The 18,964-nt window shown below is 54.9% G+C and carries 17 protein-coding genes; 14 read left to right on the forward strand and 3 right to left on the reverse strand.

What is annotated here, in order from left to right; translation table 11 throughout:
• Positions 1-119: 119 nt before the first annotated feature.
• From CHH75_RS20000 to ald, 8 genes are all read left to right on the forward strand, one after another.
• Positions 120-1,937 (forward strand): ABC transporter substrate-binding protein, encoded by a 1,818-nt coding sequence (locus CHH75_RS20000; protein WP_095267318.1) that lies wholly within the window; start codon positions 120-122, stop codon positions 1,935-1,937.
• 245 nt (positions 1,938-2,182) lie between these two features.
• Positions 2,183-3,193 (forward strand): ABC transporter permease, encoded by a 1,011-nt coding sequence (locus CHH75_RS20005; RefSeq protein ID WP_095399021.1) that lies wholly within the window; start codon positions 2,183-2,185, stop codon positions 3,191-3,193.
• A 1-nt stretch (position 3,194) separates the two neighbouring features.
• On the forward strand, positions 3,195-4,031 hold the full coding sequence (locus CHH75_RS20010; RefSeq protein ID WP_095267320.1) for an ABC transporter permease: 837 nt from the start codon (positions 3,195-3,197) through the stop codon (positions 4,029-4,031).
• A 6-nt stretch (positions 4,032-4,037) separates the two neighbouring features.
• Positions 4,038-5,048, forward strand: coding sequence for an ABC transporter ATP-binding protein (locus CHH75_RS20015; RefSeq protein WP_095399022.1), 1,011 nt, complete (start codon positions 4,038-4,040; stop codon positions 5,046-5,048).
• A complete protein-coding gene (locus CHH75_RS20020) occupies positions 5,035-5,835 on the forward strand; it encodes an ABC transporter ATP-binding protein (RefSeq protein ID WP_095399023.1) in 801 nt (266 codons plus the stop codon). The genes CHH75_RS20015 and CHH75_RS20020 overlap by 14 nt, the downstream gene beginning before the upstream one ends.
• A gap of 155 nt (positions 5,836-5,990) precedes the next feature.
• Positions 5,991-6,908 carry a helix-turn-helix transcriptional regulator gene (locus CHH75_RS20025; RefSeq protein WP_095399024.1) on the forward strand — a complete coding sequence of 306 codons (918 nt, stop codon included), beginning with the start codon at positions 5,991-5,993 and terminating at the stop codon, positions 6,906-6,908.
• 134 nt (positions 6,909-7,042) lie between these two features.
• On the forward strand, positions 7,043-8,545 hold the full coding sequence (melA, locus tag CHH75_RS20030) for an alpha-glucosidase/alpha-galactosidase (RefSeq protein WP_095399025.1): 1,503 nt from the start codon (positions 7,043-7,045) through the stop codon (positions 8,543-8,545).
• Positions 8,546-8,754: 209 nt separating this feature from the next.
• Positions 8,755-9,870, forward strand: a complete 1,116-nt coding sequence (gene ald / locus CHH75_RS20035; protein WP_095399026.1) for an alanine dehydrogenase — start codon at positions 8,755-8,757, stop codon at positions 9,868-9,870.
• Between the two features lie 171 nt (positions 9,871-10,041).
• Here the strand turns inward: ald and CHH75_RS20040 are convergent, their stop codons facing one another.
• Entirely contained in the window at positions 10,042-10,602 is a 561-nt protein-coding gene (locus tag CHH75_RS20040) for an SLOG family protein (protein WP_095267325.1), read from the reverse strand.
• Positions 10,603-10,731: 129 nt separating this feature from the next.
• On the opposite strand from CHH75_RS20040, the gene CHH75_RS20045 reads away from it, so the two are divergent.
• The 3 genes from CHH75_RS20045 (at position 10,732) to CHH75_RS20055 (ending at position 13,194) form a co-directional block, all read left to right on the forward strand.
• Positions 10,732-11,613: a DUF6612 family protein gene (locus CHH75_RS20045; protein ID WP_095267326.1), complete on the forward strand. Its 882-nt coding sequence runs from the start codon at positions 10,732-10,734 to the stop codon at positions 11,611-11,613.
• 247 nt (positions 11,614-11,860) lie between these two features.
• Positions 11,861-12,661: a nucleotidyltransferase domain-containing protein gene (locus CHH75_RS20050; RefSeq protein ID WP_095399027.1), complete on the forward strand. Its 801-nt coding sequence runs from the start codon at positions 11,861-11,863 to the stop codon at positions 12,659-12,661.
• Positions 12,658-13,194, forward strand: coding sequence for a mismatch-specific DNA-glycosylase (locus CHH75_RS20055; protein WP_095399028.1), 537 nt, complete (start codon positions 12,658-12,660; stop codon positions 13,192-13,194). The genes CHH75_RS20050 and CHH75_RS20055 overlap by 4 nt, the downstream gene beginning before the upstream one ends.
• A 106-nt stretch (positions 13,195-13,300) precedes the next feature.
• Here CHH75_RS20055 and CHH75_RS20060 read toward each other — a convergent pair whose 3' ends face one another.
• Both CHH75_RS20060 and CHH75_RS20065 read right to left on the reverse strand, forming a co-directional pair.
• A complete protein-coding gene (locus tag CHH75_RS20060) occupies positions 13,301-14,155 on the reverse strand; it encodes a 1,4-dihydroxy-6-naphtoate synthase (RefSeq protein ID WP_095399029.1) in 855 nt (284 codons plus the stop codon).
• Positions 14,152-14,874 carry a futalosine hydrolase gene (locus tag CHH75_RS20065; protein ID WP_095399030.1) on the reverse strand — a complete coding sequence of 241 codons (723 nt, stop codon included), beginning with the start codon at positions 14,872-14,874 and terminating at the stop codon, positions 14,152-14,154. Before CHH75_RS20065 ends, CHH75_RS20060 begins: the two co-directional genes overlap by 4 nt.
• A 266-nt stretch (positions 14,875-15,140) precedes the next feature.
• Here CHH75_RS20065 and CHH75_RS20070 point away from each other — a divergent pair, with 266 nt between their 5' ends.
• From CHH75_RS20070 to CHH75_RS20080, 3 genes are all read left to right on the forward strand, one after another.
• On the forward strand, positions 15,141-15,716 hold the full coding sequence (locus CHH75_RS20070) for a TetR/AcrR family transcriptional regulator (protein WP_095267331.1): 576 nt from the start codon (positions 15,141-15,143) through the stop codon (positions 15,714-15,716).
• A gap of 327 nt (positions 15,717-16,043) precedes the next feature.
• Positions 16,044-17,051, forward strand: a complete 1,008-nt coding sequence (locus CHH75_RS20075) for a substrate-binding domain-containing protein (protein WP_095267332.1) — start codon at positions 16,044-16,046, stop codon at positions 17,049-17,051.
• Positions 17,032-18,963, forward strand: coding sequence for a cache domain-containing sensor histidine kinase (locus CHH75_RS20080; protein WP_095399031.1), 1,932 nt, complete (start codon positions 17,032-17,034; stop codon positions 18,961-18,963). Before CHH75_RS20075 ends, CHH75_RS20080 begins: the two co-directional genes overlap by 20 nt.
• The last annotated feature ends 1 nt before the right edge of the window (position 18,964 follow it).

Below are 18,964 nucleotides of genomic sequence, written 5' to 3' on the forward strand. Positions count from 1 at the left end.
ATGACAAGACTACATATATTCGTTTTAGAAAGCGTTTACAAAAAAGCAGGGGAGTACCTGCACGGGTGTTAATCAGCCTTTTTAGAGCCGTACTCATTCCAAGAATGGAGGGTTCAGAAATGAAGGTGCACATGATTGTCAGACCGATGTTGATGTTGCTGCTTGTCGTATCTTTTATGGTAGCAGGTTGTCAGGGGGTCACCCCGCCGCCAACGGGAGAATCGCCGCCGAATCAGGAGGTGACGGCTCCAGGGGGCGGCGAGGAGACATCGCCGCAGGAGGATCCGAGGGCAACGCCGAGGAATGAAACGCTGTATGTCAACGGGCTGCAGTGGGGAGCGCCGACCAACTTTAATTTGCTGAGCGGCAATCCGGCCTTCCCGATCAACTATGGAAACTCCAGAGAGCTGATCTATGAAACCTTGTTTATGGTCAACCAGCTCACAGGTGAACTGGAGCCGCTGCTTGGAACCAAGTACGAATGGACCGACGATCTCACGCTGCGTGTTGAGCTGCATCCGGAGGCCAAGTGGAGCGACGGACAGCCGTTCACATCTGATGATGTCGTATACACTTACAAGCTGGGCCAGAGATATGATATCAACTGGAGCAATTTCTGGACGTACATCGAAGAGGTGTCTGCCGACGGAGAACATGCGGTTGACATCATGCTGAACAAGGATAATCCGAACAAGCTGACGGTGCTTGACAGCATAGAGCTTATTCCGATGCTTCCGAAACATGTATGGGAAGAGATCGAGCAGCAGGCAGGCGGGGATCTGGCCACGATTCGCAAGGAGATCAATGATGATCCGATCGGGACCGGGCCTTACAAAATGTATTACTACAACGATCAGAAAATTACGATTGTCCGGGACGACAACTACTGGGGACAGGTGCTCTTCGGCAAGCTTCCGGCCCCGAAATATATTACGCATGTCATCTATAAAGACAATGCCGCCGGCGATCTCGCATTTAAGAGCGGCCAAGTGGACGTGTCCCAGCAGTTCATCCCGCAGGTATGGAAGATGTGGGAGGACGGAGCCCCGGTGAAAACCTATCTGAAGGAAGAGCCGTACTATGTTCCGGGCTCGATGCCTTCGATCTTCTTCAATATGTCCAAGGAGGGGCTAGACAACCCGGATGTTCGCCGGGCCATTGCGATGAGCATCGACTATGGCAAAATATCAGAGCTGGCGATCAGCGGCTATTCCGCGCCGATGCAGCCGTCGCTTACCTTGAATACGGATGCGGAGTCCAAATATGTGGATCAGGCCGCAATCAAGCCGCTTCAGTGGACGACCGATGTTGAGGCTGCCAATGCGCTGCTCGACTCCATCGGGGCTGCGCGTGGCAAGGACGGGATTCGCGTACTGAACGGCGTCCGGCTTGGGCCTTACGAGATTGAATGTCCGTACGGATGGTCGGACTGGAATGCAGCGCTGGAGATCGTGGCCCAGAATGCGAAGGCCATCGGCGTCGAAATTCGGACCAAATTCCCGGAAGCGCCAGTATGGACGAACAATTTGCAGACCGGCAAATTCGATATCATTATGAACACCCCGGCCGGGGGTGTCAGCCCGAGCCAGCCGTGGAACCGGGCCCAGACGATTATGTATTCCAAAGGGGTGGCTCCAATCGGAGAGATGGCTTTCTGGAACTGGGGGCGGTATCAGAACGACCGTGCCGATGCCATCATTGAGAAGATTCCGACGGTTACCGATGAAGCTGAATTGAAAGCGCTGTATACCGAGCTGACCCAGATTTGGCTGAATGATATTCCTTCCATTCCGCTGATGTACCGCCCGTGGGTGTTTGACACGGTGAACGAGACGGTATGGAAGGGCTTCCCGCAGGAAGGGGACGGCAGCAATATTCCTCCGCAAATTTCGATGGACGGTGCGGGAATTAAAGCCTTGTACCAAATACACAACTGATCGCAGGGGGCAGGCATGGCAGGGGTACTCTAAGGCGCGTATGGCCAATCCGGACGTCGCAAAGGGCGCCAAAGTGCGTTTGGCCAATCGGGACGTAGCGAAGGGCCGTGCCAAGGAGCATCGCCAAGTGGCACCCAGTGAAGGGACATTGCCATAGGCTGATGGCTTGGCTCGGCCATGGCATACTGAATCTGCCTGCAAGGCCTGCTCCCTTTAGCCTGAATCATGTGGAGGGGTGATGCTGTATGAGCGCTTACGGAAAGTATGTCGTCAAAAAGTTCTTCTGGTACTTCGTGACCTTGATCGTTGCGATCGCACTGAACTTCCTGCTTCCCCGAATGATTGAAGGCAATCCCGTCAGCGTCATTGTGGCCCAGATGACCCAGGGCATGACCGAAAGCGATACGATCAAGCGGGTATATGACACGTTTGCTGCCGAGTTTGGCATCGATCAGCCGCTCCATGTTCAGTTTTTCATCTATGTCAAAAATTTGCTGACTGGCAATTGGGGCACTTCCTTCGGGCTGTATCCGAAGCCGGTTACGGAAATCCTGGCCTCGGCCATCCCGTGGACCATCGGGCTTCAACTGCCCGCGATATTGGTCGGCTGGATCATCGGCAACGTGCTCGGCGCGGTGGCCGCTTATCGGAAGGGTGTCTTCGATAAAGTGATTTTTCCGGTAGCCCTGTTTGTGAACTCGATTCCTTTCTTCACACTGGCTATCATCATGCTGTATGCGTTTGCTCTGACACTGAAATGGTTCCCGATGCACGGGGGCTATGATTATCAGATGATTCCTTCGCTAAGCAGGGAATTCATCGGCTCGGTGCTGAGGCATCATACGCTGCCGTTTCTATCGATTGTGCTGGTGACCATTGGCGGGCAAGCGATTGGAATGCGGGAGATGTCGATCTATGAACTGAATTCCGACTATGTGCTGTATAGCAAGCTGCTTGGCATCCGCGATTCGCGAATTGCCCGCTATGTGTTCCGCAATGCGATGCTTCCCCAGATTACGGGGCTGGCGCTATCGATCGGCACGATGGTTGGCGGATCGCTTATCTGCGAAATCGTGTTCAGCTACCCGGGAATCGGAACGTGGATGTTTACGGCGATTCGTCAGCTGGACTATCCGCTCATCTCGGGCTGTACGCTGCTGATCGCGCTGGCTGTCCTGCTGGCCAACTTCACCATCGATCTGATTTACGGCTGGATTGATCCTAGAATCAAGGCTGCACAGATGGAGGATCAGTAATATGAATCATTCCGTTCGCATTTTGCTCAAGTCGCCTAAGTTTATGCTGGGCGCGGTCCTGCTGCTGTTGATGATCGGGGTAGTTATGATCTATCCGCTGATCAATCGCAATGATCCGCTGGAGATGATTGCGCTCGCTTATCAGCCGCCGGATTCCAAGCTGCTGCTCGGCTCGGACAATTTCGGACGCGATCTGTTCCTGGAGCTCATCTACGGAATCCGAACCTCGCTTCAGGTCGGGCTGATTGCCGGGGTGTTCGCAACCGCGATCGGTCTTGTGATCGGGCTCGCCTCAGGCTATATCGGAGGGATGATTGACAATCTGCTGACTGCTGTCACGAACATCTTCATTGTGATCCCTTCCTTCGTCATACTGATTCTGATCTCAGTCAGCATTGATTCCCGCAGTTCCTTCGTGACCGCGGCGATCATCGGCATTACGAGCTGGCCGTGGACCGCGAGGGCCGTTAGGGCGCAGACGTCCTCCCTCCGCAATCGCGATCATGTCAATATTGCCAAAATCTCGGGCTACAGCACGCCCCGGATCATCATGTATGAGATTCTGCCGTACATCGCTTCGTATGTAGTGATGGCCTTTGTGCTGCAGATGGCGTCCGGGATTCTGGCGGAGGCTTCAATCTCGATGCTGGGCCTCGGCCCCTACAACACGATTTCCCTCGGCATCATCATGAACTGGGCGCTCGTATTCGAGGCGCCGGTAGCCGGGGCTTGGTGGGCCTTCATTCCGGCGGCGCTGTCCATCGCGGTCATTACATTCTCGCTGTATATGATGAATACCGGGATGGATGAAATCTTCAATCCGAAAATTAGGAGCTGATGACCCTTGAGCACCAATATTTTGGAAGTGAAAGATTTGAAGACGTACTATCGGACCCGTCTCAAGGAGCATGTCCACGCCGTTGACGGCGTCAGCTTTACGCTGGAGGCCGGGCGCACGCTCGGGATTGCAGGCGAGTCCGGCTGCGGAAAGTCCACGCTTGCGCTCAGCCTGATGGGATTTTATTTTCCCCCGCTCCATTTCGGTTCGGGCTCCATCATCGTGAACGGGACAGACATTATGACGCTGGGCAAGGAACAGCTTCGCTCCCGGGTGTCCGGCAGGGAAATCTCCTACATTCCCCAGGCGGCGATGAACGCCCTGAATCCGACGCTCCGCATTATCCGGTTTATCGAAGACATTATGAAGGAGCACAGGCCGGAGCTGAGCAGGAAGCAGGTGTGGGAGCTGGCAGTGGAGCGATTCGAAACGCTGAATCTGTCGGCCCGGGTGTTGGAGTCCTACCCGAACGAGCTGTCGGGCGGGATGAAGCAGCGGACCGTCATTGCCATCTCCACCATTCTGAACCCGAAAGTGCTGATTGCCGACGAGCCAACGTCCGCGCTGGATGTTACCTCACAGAAAGCGGTGATCAAGCTGCTGAAGCATCTGCTGGAGAAAGGCTATATCCAGTCGCTTGTGTTCATCACGCATGAGCTGCCGCTCCTGTACCATGTGACCGACGATATTATGGTTATGTATGCAGGCGAGATCGTGGAGCGCGGAACGGCGGAGCAGATGATCTTTGATCCGATTCACCCGTATACGAAAAAGCTGATGGGCTCCATCATCGTGCCGGAAGAGGGGATGAGAGGCCACAAGCTTGCGGCCATTCCCGGAACGCCGCCAAACCTGAAGACGGTGCCGGAAGGCTGCCGTTTTGCAGACCGGTGCACGTATGCCCAGAGCGAGTGCCGCCAAGGAAGGATCGAGCTGCAAACCTTCCAGGACCGGTCTTATCGCTGCATCGTTCCGGCAGACACATTAAGGGAGTGGTATGCCCATGAAGACGAATGAGGTGCTGATCAGCGGCAAGCATCTGACGAAGGTATTTGGCTATGGCAAACATAAAACAACCGCGGTGGACGATGTGAGCTTCGAATTCCATAAAGGCGAGATTATATCGATTGTCGGGGAAAGCGGCAGCGGGAAGACCACGCTGGCCAAAATGATCATGGGCCTGCTGAAGGAGAGCAGCGGCTCCATTTCGTATATGGGAAAGCCGAGACAGCTTAAGCGCCACGCCGACCGCAAGAAGTACTGGAAGCATATCCAGGCGATTTTTCAGGACCCGTTCTCTTCCTTTAATCAATTCTACAAGGTCGAGAAGCTGCTGCTTGATTGCATCAGGTTGCAGGGATTGAAGCGCAGCAAGGAGGAGCAGCTGCAGAAGATGAAGGAAGCCTGCTCGTTCGTCAACCTGAAATATGAGGAGCTGCACAACAAGTATCCGTTCGAGCTGTCCGGGGGCCAGATGCAGCGGCTGATGATCGCGCGCATCTTCATGCTGCACCCGCAGCTGCTCATTGCCGATGAGCCGACCTCGATGGTGGACGCCTGCTCCCGCTCGACCATTCTTGACATGCTGTTAAAGCTGCGGGATGAGAATGAGATGACGATCATCTTCATTACCCATGATGTCGGGTTGGCCTACTATGTGAGCGATACGCTGTATATTATGGAACGCGGCAAGGTGGTGGAGAGCGGACCTGCCGAGGACGTCATCATCCATCCCCAGCATCCGTACACGAGGCAGCTGATCTCCGATGTGCCCAAGGTGCATGAAGCCTGGGACTTATCCTGAAACCAAGCGTGAATTTTGGGAAAGATCGAAAAACGGACTTTCTCGGCGGGGGCTGCTTTTAGTAGACTGGTAGATAACAAGGGCGCAGATGCCCCAAGTACGCCCAGGGGATTGTCTGAACCCGAGCTTGGGAGAAAAGGATGAGGTGACGTCAGGTGAATGGCAGTTTATTTCAGGAGGCGCTGCTAAGCGGGAGTTACGGGCCGAAGTTCTACGCCTTTTATTACAAGCAGTGGAGCAACTACCAGATGCCGTTTCATGTTCATGACTCCACGGAGATTATGTATATGATATCAGGTCAATGCCGAATCGACGTGCGGGCAGGGGAAGGCCAGGAACAGCGGGTCGTTCTTCGAAAAGGGGAGTTTATTGTGCTCGATTCCGGCGTTCCTCATCGTCTGATTGTGGACGCCGACAGCTCGTGCAGAATGCTGAATGTGGAGTTTGGTTTTACGGATCGCGGCCAGGCGGCTCCCGACATTCGCACGATTGCTGAAGAGGAAGAGGAAGTTACTGCTTTTTTGCGGCGTGACCGCTCGTATCTGGTGTTGTCCGATGAGGAAGAGGTGTATCCGGTGCTGAGAAGCCTTGTGCTTGAGCTGGATCAAAGAGGAACGGACCTCAGGACGATCACGAATGTGCTGTTTATTCAGCTGCTCGTCACGATCTCGAGGCTGGTGGAGGAGCGGGAGCGGGGCGCATTCGGGCACAGTGAGCTGTACGTCAAGCGAAGCATCGATTATTTGCATCAGCATTATGATCAGAACATTCGGATTAAGGACGTTGCTTCGTCCGTAAATCTGCATCCCGGCTATTTGCAGCGAATATTCCGCAAGGAGACGGGCCATACGCTGACGGCGTATTTGACCATGATCCGGATGGAAAAGGCGAAGCAGCTGCTGTCCCGGACCGATATCCCGATCCCCGAAATTTCCGAGTATGTCGGTGTGGCAAGCCGCCAGTACTTTCATGCTTTGTTCAAAAAGTATACAAAGTTGACTCCCGCTCAATATCGCCAAAATTCGGATAAATACAGCTGGGACCGGAGATTAGCAGAACCTGGTGGCCACTAGCACAATAGCTGGAGCGGTGCGGAAGTTCGAATTTTTGACTCTTTACGGGCAAAGTGGTCATGATTTTGATAACGCTTACGAATCCCCGATTGCTACAATCAGATTGAATTTACTTGTGCAGGAGGGGAAGCAACATGTCATTCAAGATTGCTTTTATCGGTGCGGGCAGCATCGGATTTACGAGGGGACTGCTGCGGGACTTGCTGACGGTGCCGGAGTTTCATCAGATCGAAATCGCGTTTACGGACATCAGCCAGCATAATCTGGATATGGTTACCGAGCTGTGTCAACGGGACATTCGTGAGAATGGGCTGAAGATTGCGATCCAGTCTACGACCGACCGGCGGGAGGCGCTGAAGGATGCAAAATATGTAATCTGTACGATTCGCGTAGGCGGGCTTGAGGCCTTTGCCTCGGATGTCGACATTCCGCTTAAGTATGGTGTTGATCAATGCGTCGGGGACACGCTGTGCGCGGGCGGGATCATGTACGGTCAGCGCGGCATTGCCGAGATGCTGTCCATCTGTCAGGATATACGCGAAGTATGCGCACCGGATGTTCTGCTGCTGAATTACGCCAATCCGATGGCGATGCTGACCTGGGCCTGCAATCAGTATGGCGGTGTTCGAACGGTCGGACTCTGTCACGGGGTGCAGCACGGGCATCATCAGATAGCAAGCGTCTATGGGCTGGCAAAAGAGGAGGTTGATATCGTCTGCGCAGGCATCAATCACCAGACCTGGTACATCCAAATTTCCCATAAGGGAGAGGACTTGACCCAGGGCCTGCTCGAAGCTTTCGAGCGTCATCCCGAATACAGCCGCACCGAGCGGGTGCGGATCGACATGCTGCGGCGTTTCGGATATTACAGCACGGAGTCCAATGGCCATCTGAGCGAATACGTGCCATGGTACCGCAAACGTCCGGAGGAGATTCCGAACTGGATTGATCTTGGAAGCTGGATCAACGGGGAGACGGGAGGTTACCTGCGTGTCTGCACGGAAGGGCGGAACTGGTTCGAGACGGACTTCCCGAACTGGATGAAGGACCCGGCGATGCCGTTTAAGCCGGAGAATCGGGGAGAGGAGCATGGATCATATATCATTGAAGCTTTGGAGACCGGGCGGGTATACCGCGGTCACTTCAATGTCGTGAATCGCGGCATCATATCCAATCTGCCGGATGATGCGGTGATCGAAGCGCCAGGCTATGTGGATCGCAATGGCATCTCCATGCCGCATGTCGGCCCGCTGCCGCTTGGTCCGGCTGCGGTGTGCAGTGCCAGCATTTCCGTGCAGCGGCTTGCGGTGGAGGCCGCCGTTCACGGGGATGACAAGCTGCTTAGGCAGGCGTTCATGATGGATCCGCTCGTGGGCGCGGTCTGCAATCCGCCGGAAATATGGCAGATGGTAGATGAGATGCTGGTCGCCCATGAGCCGTGGCTGCCTCAGTATAAAGCTGCGATTGCCGAGGCCAAGCAGCGGTTAGCATCAGGTCGGCAGGTTCCAACCCGCAATTACGAGGGAGCGGCCAGGCTCAAGGTGAAGACGGTGGAGGAAATGAAGCTGGACCGGGAGGCCGCGAACAAGAACGCTGGCGAGTCAGATAAAGGAAAGGATCGCGAGAAGGCGCTATGATCGCTGAGTATTGATCATCGCTTCTGAGCTGTGATGCCTGGACGCCCCTAATATGATTTAGGGGCGTTTTCCTGCTGCAGACGCTCGTATATTTTCATAGGATATAGTACACTGCAATTATCGGCATCATGCTAGACCCTATAGATCGAACTACAGTTTCATTGGGCCATTGTGCAAGAATCAAGAATGCATGCGGGAGGTCACAGTTTATGAGGGTAGGGGTACCTAAAGAGATTAAGAACAATGAGAATCGGGTCGGGATGACCCCCGGAACGGTGCTCAGCTTCAAGCATGCCGGCCATGAGGTGCTGGTGCAATCCGGCGCAGGCGCTGGTGTTGGATTTACAGATGAAGATTATGAGGCTGCCGGCGCACGGATAGTGCCCACAGCTGCCGAAGCGTGGCAAGCGGAGATGGTGGTGAAGGTCAAGGAGCCGCTTCCGGAGGAATATGCTTACTTTCAGGAAAGGCAAATTCTGTATACCTATCTCCACCTGGCCCCTGAGGCAGAGTTGACCAGGGCGCTGGTTGAACGCAAGGTGAGTGCGGTAGCCTATGAGACAATTCAGCTTCCGGACGGAAGCTTGCCGCTCTTGACACCGATGAGTGAAGTGGCAGGCAGAATGTCGATTCAGATCGGCGCGCATTTTCTGGAGAAGGCCCACGGCGGCAAAGGGGTGCTGCTGAGCGGCGTGCCCGGGGTTGCGCCCGGAAAGGTCGCGGTGATCGGCGGCGGCATCGTCGGTACCAATGCAGCGAAGATCGCTCTTGGCATGGGGGCGGAGGTCAGCATTCTCGACATTAATCCGAATCGGCTGCGTCAGCTGGACGATCTGTTCCAAGGCCGTGTCAAAACGATCATCTCCGATTCCTATCATATCGCTGAAACGGTCAAGTCCGCCGATCTCGTCATCGGGGCGGTTCTGATTCCGGGTGCCCGCGCGCCAAGGCTCGTTACAGAAGAGATGGTCAAGGCGATGAGTCCCGGCTCTGTGATTGTCGATGTGGCTATCGACCAGGGCGGTTCGATCGAGACGATCGACCGGATTACAACCCATGATCATCCTACCTACGAGAAGCACGGCGTCATTCACTATGCCGTTGCGAATATGCCTGGCGCCGTAGCCCGTACCTCGACGCTCGCATTGACGAATGTGACGGCTCCTTACGGGCTGAAGATTGCCAGCCAGGGGCTGCGTCAAGCCGCGCTTGCGGATCCGGCACTGGCCAAGGGGATCAATGTCATGGACGGCAAGGTCAGCTATAAAGCGGTCGCAGAAGCGCACGGCTATGCCTATACAGATATCCATAAGCTTCTGGCATAATCGCGCCAGATTCTAATAGCGAGAGCCATACTCCAATTTCGATGGAAGCCTCACATGGGGGAGGACGTTCAAGCATGTACGGAGAGCATCCTTTCAGACCGAGCGATTGGAGAGATGGCTCTTTGTTGTTTACACGTTTCTATAGCGGATCATAGCCGGGGATGGACCTTGTCATTCCTCAAACATCGAGCTGTTCATTTCATCGGCGACGGCCTGGATCTCCTCAGTGCCGATGCTAATGTACCGGTACCCTTCCGTTTCTTGCTTGGCCAGCGCCCGCTCCTTGATGAATTTCGGACTGGCAACACCGGCCTCTTCATCATAGACGAGCAGGATGCCGTCGGTTTTGCGAAGCAGAAGCTCATCCCGGGCGGCAAATTGCCAGCTGCCGGCATAAGGCTGTTTGCTCACGGGAGCATAGTAATCCACACCGCGGAGAATTTGCTCGTAGTATGCTTTTTTCTGATCATTCCATCGTTCTTCCGGGTTTTGATAGGCGGTCAGAATGGAACATCGCAGTTCGGGGTAATGTTGTTTAAGCCGGATCGCAACCTCGATCGCCCACAGGTCAACCCCGTATTGACCGGGAGTGATGATCCACTTCAGACCTTCGTCCAGCAATGGAATGAGCCGGTTCTCCATCGCTTGCAGAATGTAAGGTATGCCTTTATGTTTCTGGTCATATATGCCAAGCTCATGCGCACGGTAACCAGTGACGAGCAGATTTTCCAATTTGAGTTCACCTCGCATTGATGCTAGAATTAATGTAGCTTCTTTCCACATTTTTTTCAACACGAGATAGATTACATAGGGCAAAGAAGACAAAGCAACAGGACTTATAATGTTTAGGAGGAACTTGTTTTGAAGAAATGGACAGCATTATTACTGGGAGCAATTTTAGCAATCGGTCTGACCGCGTGCGGGGATGCAAAGAAAGACGAACCAACAGCGGCACAAACACCATCATCGGAGGAGCAGTCTACTGAGCCGCAGGAGACGCCGGTCAATGAAGAAGAACCAAAGGAATCGGAGCTTCCAACGGTTGATGAACTGATCGAGAAGGCTGCACAAGCGAGCAAAGAAATGAAAAGTTTTGCGCTTGCAGCAGACATCGAGCAGAATTTTGTGGTTAGCCATGGGGAAGGTCAAGAAGAACAATCGATTAATATGAAGCTGGACTCCGAGGTGACCATCGAGCCGTTGGAGATGAAGCAGAATATGGTTATGTCCTCTCCAGAAGGCAATATGGAGATGCTGCAATATATTACGGAGAATGGAATCTACTTGCAGATGGATGACGAATGGATGAAGATTCCGGAGGAGTCCGAAGGGGAGATCAGAAGCTCCATTGAAGGCGTTGAACAGAGCGCTGAACAACAGGTTGAGCAATTCAAAATGATTGCACAGGATACTGAGATCACCGAAGAGGGTGACGAGTATGTCCTGACGGCTGATGTGTCCGGCAATAACCTCAAGGATCTTGCCAAGTCTATTATGGATCAGGCAGGAAGCGATCCACAGACTGAAGCTATGATTGAGCAAATGGATATTAAAAGCATCAAAATTGTGTACAGTGTGAACAAGGAATCTTATCTGCCGATGAGATCGGATGTTGACATGGTTCTGACGATGGAGGCCGAGGGTCAATCGGTAGAGCTTGACATGAAGATGAAGAGCACTTATGCCCAGCATAATGCCATCAACAAAATCGAAGTGCCTCAAGAGGCGCTAGATGCGCAATAAGATATAACCACAGTCAGGGAAAGGCTGTCCGTATCTGCAGATATATTCTACAGAACGGGCAGCTTTCTTTGTTCCTGCGGTGTATTAACATGGTTACATGGATCATGGTCAAGTGAATGATAGGGGCCATACCGTGGTATAATGGCATCGATTGATGGGCAATGGGACGGGCAAGAGTGGGAATCATGCATAAGTTCGGGGTGCTGGACCATTCATTGACGTTGCTGTCTGATTGGAGGTGCGGAGAATGCGTTTATGGGATCGCAAGGGGATTGTGCAGAAACTGAAGGAAATCGAGCGGAAAGAAAATATCGTGGTTGTGTATGCCTGCGAGCTTGGCAGCCGGGCTGTAGGAACTGCGTCGGCACACAGCGACTATGACGTTCGTTTTCTGTACCTCCGGCCGGTGGAGTGGTATTTATCCGTTATGGAGAAAAAGGACGTTCTCGTATATCCGCTGGAAGGCCAGGAGGATATGAGCGGCTGGGATATGATAAAAGCGTTAAGGCTTATGCAAAAATCCAATCCCACACTGCTGGAATGCTTGAATTCGCCGATCCGGTATATCGAGCATGGCGCTATTCTTGAGCAGCTCCGTAGGTTGGCCGGGATGCTGTTCTCTCCGAAGGCCTGTATTCATCACTATGTGAAGATGGCGGCTCGGAATGACCGACAAGCCTGGGAGCAGGACCAGGTTCAGGTCAAACGGTTGATTCAAGTGCTGCGGCCGATGCTGGCTTGCGGGTGGATCGAGAGATTCGGCGATATGCCGCCGGTTCCGCTCCGAGCGCTGACGGAAACGCTGCTGGGAGGAGAGGATATCGTGCGCGCGGAGGCACTCGAACTGCTGGAGGCCAAAAGAGCGGGGAGTCGGACGCTGCCTGCAGTGCGCATGCAGTCACTTCGTCATTATCTGACCGAGCAGATCGGTCATTATGAACATACAACCCGTGAATATCGAGCTGCCCCAGGCGGGATGGAAAGTGAAGTGGATGCCTTGTTTCGGGCTGCACTGAAGGAGATATGGAGCTTGGAGGGATGGACATGAACGAAATTCCGGATCATTTGGATTATAGGTTGTCCATTTTGTTTATCGGATTTAACCCGAGCTTGCGCTCAGGGGAAGTTGGCCACCATTATGCCAACCCGAGAAACAACTTCTGGAGAATATTGAATCAATCCGGTTTGACCCCGCGCCGATACGCGGCTTCCGAGGATCGGGACTTGCTGAAGCTCGGCTATGGCTTCACGAATATTGTTTCCCGTCCGACAAGGGGAGCGGAGGACATTACCCGGGAGGAATACAAGGCTGGCCGGGCGCTGCTCAGGGAGAAGCTGCAGAAGTACCAGCCGCAGATAGCCTGCTTTGTCGGAAAAGGAGTTTATACCGAATATAGCGGCAGGCAGCGGGTGGATTGGGGCTTTCAGGCGGAACCGGTGACCGAGGGAATCCGGGAGTTCGTTGCTCCTTCCTCCAGCGGGCTGGTTCGCATGCCGATGGAGGAGATTGTGGGCATATATCGCCAGCTGTCAGAAGCAATCCGCGGAGAGGGTGCAATAGATGGCGAGGACAGAGGTTGACTGGAGGTAACAGGGATAATGTCCGATTCACCACAGAGAGGATTGCCGCAAGTACCCGGTAAGACACCGGGGGCGGCAATCCTCTTTTAGTCGTGGGATGATGCGGTTAAGGCAGACGCAGCAGGGCGGGATCTACCCGCGGAACTAGCCCTTCATCGGCAGCGCGGGTTAGCAGCGCGGTGATGGCACCGTACCCGTCAGCACCGAGATCGGCAGTAAACGAATTGACGTACAGCTTGATGTGGGCATCGGCCACGGCCGGGTCCATCTCCTGGGCGTGCTCCAGTACGTATTGCCGTGAGGCTTCAGGATGCTTCCAGGCATATTCGACAGAAGCGCGAGCCCAGGCCGAGATTTGAGCCAGATCCAGCGACCGGCGCGCGACAATGGCGCCGAGCGGAATCGGAAGCCCGGTGTCGGTCTCCCACCAGCTTCCGAGGTCTGTCATCAGCTTCAGGCCGTAGGAAGGGTAAGTGAACCGGGCCTCGTGTATGACGAGTCCGGCATCGATCTTGCCGTCCCGGACGGCAGGCATAATCTGGTCAAAGGGCAACACGACAATTTCACCGAGTCCGCCCGGAACGTTCTGCGCAGCCCACAGCCGGAACAGCAGATAGGCGGTGGAGCGTTCGCTCGGAACCGCCACGCGGCGCCCGGACAGGCTGGCAGGGCCAACCGGCGCACTGCCGTCCGTCAGGTGGTCCGCTGTCAGCACGAGCGGCCCACATCCGCGGCCGAGTGCGCCGCCGCACGGAAGCAGGGCATACTCGTCCAGCACCCAGGGCAAGGCGGCATAGGATATTTTCAATATATCATGCTGCCTGTCTTCGGCAGCCCAGTGGTTGGTTATATCGATGTCCGCATAGGACACGTCCAGCGCAGGCGCGCCGGGAATCAGCCCGTGCACCCAGGCATGGAATACAAAGGTGTCGTTGGGACAAGGGGAAAATGCAATCTTCATGTCAATACCTCCAGTAGATGTGAGCTGGCCGCTTCCAGCGCTTCAAGCGCCTCCTTGATCTTCCACGCCCCCCGGTCGCGAGGACCGACGGCGTTCGAGATGGCCCGGATCTCCAGAACGGGCAGTTCATAAGCTGCCGCCGCCGTCGCTACGCCGAACCCTTCCATTCCTTCAGCAGCAGCGCCGGGAATGCGCCGGGCAAGGAAGGCGGCGGATTCGGCGCTGCCCGTCGTTGTGGACACGGTCAGAATCGGCCCGTGGTATGCCGATAATCCGCCTCGTTCCAGCGCTTGCATCCAGCGCTGTGACAGATCGGCGTCCGGTACGATTCGATCCGTGCCGAAGCCAAGCTCCTGAACGCTAAGGAATCCGTCCGGGGTCTCTGAACCGAGATCGGCGGCCACGATGGCGTTCGCGATGACAAGGGAGCCGATCGCGGCTTGTCCGGCAAATCCGCCGCCGATGCCTGCGCTGATGACGAGGCCATAGCGGTGCCGGGCGAGGGCGCGTGCGGTGTAGGCCGCTGCTGCCGCCGGTCCGACGCCGACGGCAACAACATCAAACCGGCCGTCTTGACCGAGCCCGCGCAGGACCGCTTCCCGCTCGGCATCGACAGCGGTTGCGATCAGCACATGCGGCCGATGCAGCGCGGATTCCGGGGAAGACGAGGCTTCCCCGGAATCATAGGGGAATGAATTTGTATATGCGATATCCGACATGCTATATTTCTCCTTCTGGATGTGCCAAGGCAGTTTAAGTATCGTTTGTGCTGCTCAGGATTTTGTGAGTTTCACTATAAATAACGTTATCGTGTTCCGGGACGGATGTAAAGTTTTAAATGGGTGACAGCCATTTGGAGGTCATTTGCAGAACAGATAGATTCTGCATTCTATTGCATTCTTTTCGTGGCATCCGGCAAATACGTTGGAGTATAATGAACGATAACTTTTACTCACAACATGATGGATGCGGAGGTTCGATAGCTTTGAGGAAGAAGGGTGCCAATGGACAAGAGAGCAGGACACGATTACTCGCAGCTGCCGCCAGCGAATTCGCCCGGTTAGGGTATCACGAGACGAAGGTCAGTGCAATTGTCTCCAAAGCGGGGTTAACACAGCCGTCGTTTTACTTGTATTTTCAAAGCAAGGAGGCCATATTCGCCGAACTGACAGGCATGTTCCGGTCGGGATTGAAAGCGCTCATGGAAGAGTGCGGGCGAGAGGCTGAGCGGGGCTGTGAGTCGGTAACGGTTGCTGTTCGCTCGTTCCTGGCGCGGCTGTTTGCACAGCTGGCTCACCATCCCGATTTGACACGGATCGGTTTTTTCCTTAGCGAGGAAGCAGCGGATATGAAGGAGGAGCTGGCTGCGGTAATTGCGCGCTGTCTGCTGTCCAGGCATCATGGGCTTGATGGGGAGTCCCGATTCGATGTGGCGGTCGCGGCCGATTGCCTTGTAGGGGCGGTGGAGAGACTGACCTTGCAGCAGCTGCTCCCAGGCAAGCGTTCGGCAGAGGAACTGGCTGGGGAGGTCGCCCAATTTTATAGCGTCGGGCTCGAGTGATCGGGCTTGCACCCGGGATGAAATCGTCCGATAATGAAACCGTTGATGAGCAAGACGTTTACATACATAGCATACCTGGACATGTTCCCCTGAACGGATCGTTTATAGCAGATATGTAACAGTGAAGATGCTCGTAATGACCGAGGACTGCAGCAGCCAAAAGTGAAGGCCGCCGCAGTCTTTTTTCATAGGGCAGCTTGCCGTGAATGCCGCTAAGCTGAAGTCTTGGCAGTGGCATGCGTTTGAAATTTTCCCGGTTCTTGCAGTATATTACTTTTGTAACCGATTGCATGAGAGCATGGGAGAAATGGATCGGAGGTTGCACCGGTGAAAAAGCTGATGGTGGTTTACGGCTTGCTGATTGTATCGTTTCTGGTGTATGTGGTGATGTACCGGATGGATGAGGGACGCTCCGCGGCCTGGGAGGATGGAGGACTGCGGGGAAGCATTGGCGAGAATTACGTCATGGTCACGTTCCAGTCAGGGATGGAATATTGGAAGAATATATTAAAAGGCTTTGAGGACGGAGGCGACGCGCTTGGCGTGTCGGTCGAATACCGAGGCGCTACGCAGTATGACGTGAAGGAGCAGATCATGGTGCTGGAGCAGGTCATTGCGAAGAAGCCGGCCGGCATCGCCCTGTCAGCGATTGATTCCAGCGCATTGACCGCGACGATCAACAAGGCGGTGGATGCAGGCATCCCGGTGGTGCTGTTTGATGCGGATGCGCAAGGAAGCAAGGCATACTCATTTCTGGCCACCAACAATTACAACGCAGGGGCTGCCGCAGCCGACAAGATGGCCCAGCTTCTGGGCCGAGAGGGCGAGGTGGGCATCATTACGCAGTCCGGACAGCAGAATCACGCGGATCGCACCAGCGGCTTCAAGGAAGCGATTGCCCATCGATATTCGGCCATGAAGGTGGTTGCGGTGAAGGAAGGCAAGGGTGACGCGATTATATGGCGGGATGCGGTGCTGGAGATGATGGAGGAGCATCCGGATTTGCGAGGCGTCTTTGCCACCGAAGCAAGCGGCGGGGCAGGCGCGGCTGATGCGGTCATTGCGGCAGGCAGGAAGGGGGAGCTGCGAATTATCGGATTTGATACGAACAAGGAGACGCTTGACCGAATATCGGACGGGACGGTGTCGGCCACGATTGCCCAGGGTACATGGAATATGGGCTATTGGTCGCTTCAGTATCTGTTTCACCTTCATCATGGCTTGACCGTTCCGGCTCCGACGCTGGGCAATGATGTGGCTCCGCTTCCGCCGCGCGTAGATACCGGGATCACGATTGTGACCCGTGAGAATGTGGATGATTTTTATGCCAAATAATTACGAATTCAAACCGGGCAGCTGGCGGAGACGTTTTAAACGGTGGACAGGTTTCGGCGATTGGCCGCTGCAATACAAGCTTATTGTTTTATTCTTAATGATTGGCATCCTTCCTTCCATTGCGCTTGGCGTGCTGGTGAATTGGACGGTCAACCGCATCGTTGACGAACAGATGACAGCCAATACGCTTCAGCTGATCGGGAAAGTGAATCAAACGCTCGACAACAACATGGAGAATCTGCAGAGCATTACGTATCTGATCGGATTTGACCCTGCGGTCAAGCGTTTCTTAAGCGGGGAGATGTCCGGGGACGGCACCGAGAGCGGCGAGGGGAATGGCGAAGCTCCGCATGCGCTGCTGAGCGAAGAGAAGAGTGAGCGGTATGAGATCCGTCAGCTGCTCCAAGGATTCACCACGCTGTATCCGGAGATTGCGGCGATCCTGGTCGTGAATCATGAGGGGGACTACATCAGCAACGAGATGTATGCCCGAAGCGACGGGAATTTGACGGAGGAAAGCTGGTATGTGGAAGCGGCACAGCGCGAGGGGATCTTCACTGTGCTGGGCCATCCGGTGCAGCGCAATGTGACCACGCATGTGTTCTATTCCAACGATGAACTGATCTCGGTTGTGCGCTCTTTCGTGGATCCGGATACGCGGGAGGTGACTGGCGCTGTTCTGATTGATCTGAAGCTGCGAGCGGTAGCGGGTGCCGTGCGCGGGGTTACGCTTGGAAAAGACGGCTATCTGATGGTCACCGCGAGGGATGGGAAGCCGATCTACACTCCGGATCATTCCCCGATTGCGGGAATCCCGCCCGCCTGGTTTCCGGAAGAGGAGAGCGGCACGTTCGTGCGTGAAGTCGGCGGTCAGATGCTGCAGTTCATGTACGTGACGTCCTCCTTCACAGGCTGGAGCACGCTCGGGGTATTCGGGGCGAGCGAGGCGGTGCATGAGGTCCGGAAAATTCAATTTTATTTGGTGTGCTTCCTGTTTGTCGTCTGTCTCTTCGGCTTAACGGCATCGTACACGCTGTCACAATCGATCTCGAGGCCAATTCGCCAGCTGATGTCGTTCATGCAGAAAGCGGAGTCCGGGGATTTGACGATCCGTTACTGGGGCGGAGGGCAGGATGAGGTAGGCATGCTCGGGCGCAGCTTCAACCGCATGTTGCTGCAAATTCGCAAGCTGATGAAGCTGAGCGAGCTGAAGGAGCGGCAGAAGCGGGAGGCGGAGCTGCGAAGCCTGCAGGCGCATATCAAGCCTCATTTTCTGTATAACACGCTGGATACGATTCACTGGATGGCGCTGAAAAAAGGGGCGGATGATGTGTCCGGCATGGTGGAGTCGTTGTCGCATCTGTTCCGGATCGGGCTGAGCAAGGGAAGCGATATCATCCCTATTCAGGACGAATGGACGCATATTACAAGCTATCTGCAAATCCAGAAGACCCGATACCGCGACCGGCTGCATTACGAGCTGCATCTGGCTCCGGAAGCGGAGGGCCTGTATGTGCTGAAGCTGCTGCTGCAGCCGATTGTGGAGAACGCCATCTATCATGGCATCAAAGCCCGGCGAGGCCCGGGCAGCATCGTCATTTCGGCCGAAGTGGAGGAGGGAATGCTGCTGCTGACGGTGACGGACAACGGTGCGGGCATGTCGCCGGAGCGGCTGGCGGAGCTGCGCCGCCTGCTGGAAGACCCGCTGTCGGCGATGCAGGAGCCAGCCGGCGGGGAGGAGCGGTCCAGCCGCAGCTATGGTCTGCTGAATGTGCAGGCCCGGATTAGACTGACCTTCCACGAGGCATATGGCATTCATATTGAAAGCGCTGAGGGTACAGGGACCCGCGTCATCATTCGCCATCCGCTGCTGCATACCGTCCCCAAAGCCTCAAACGAGCAAGGAGAGTGAG

This window comes from Paenibacillus sp. 7541 (assembly GCF_002276395.1).
GTDB lineage: Bacteria > Bacillota > Bacilli > Paenibacillales > Paenibacillaceae > Paenibacillus_AQ > Paenibacillus_AQ campinasensis.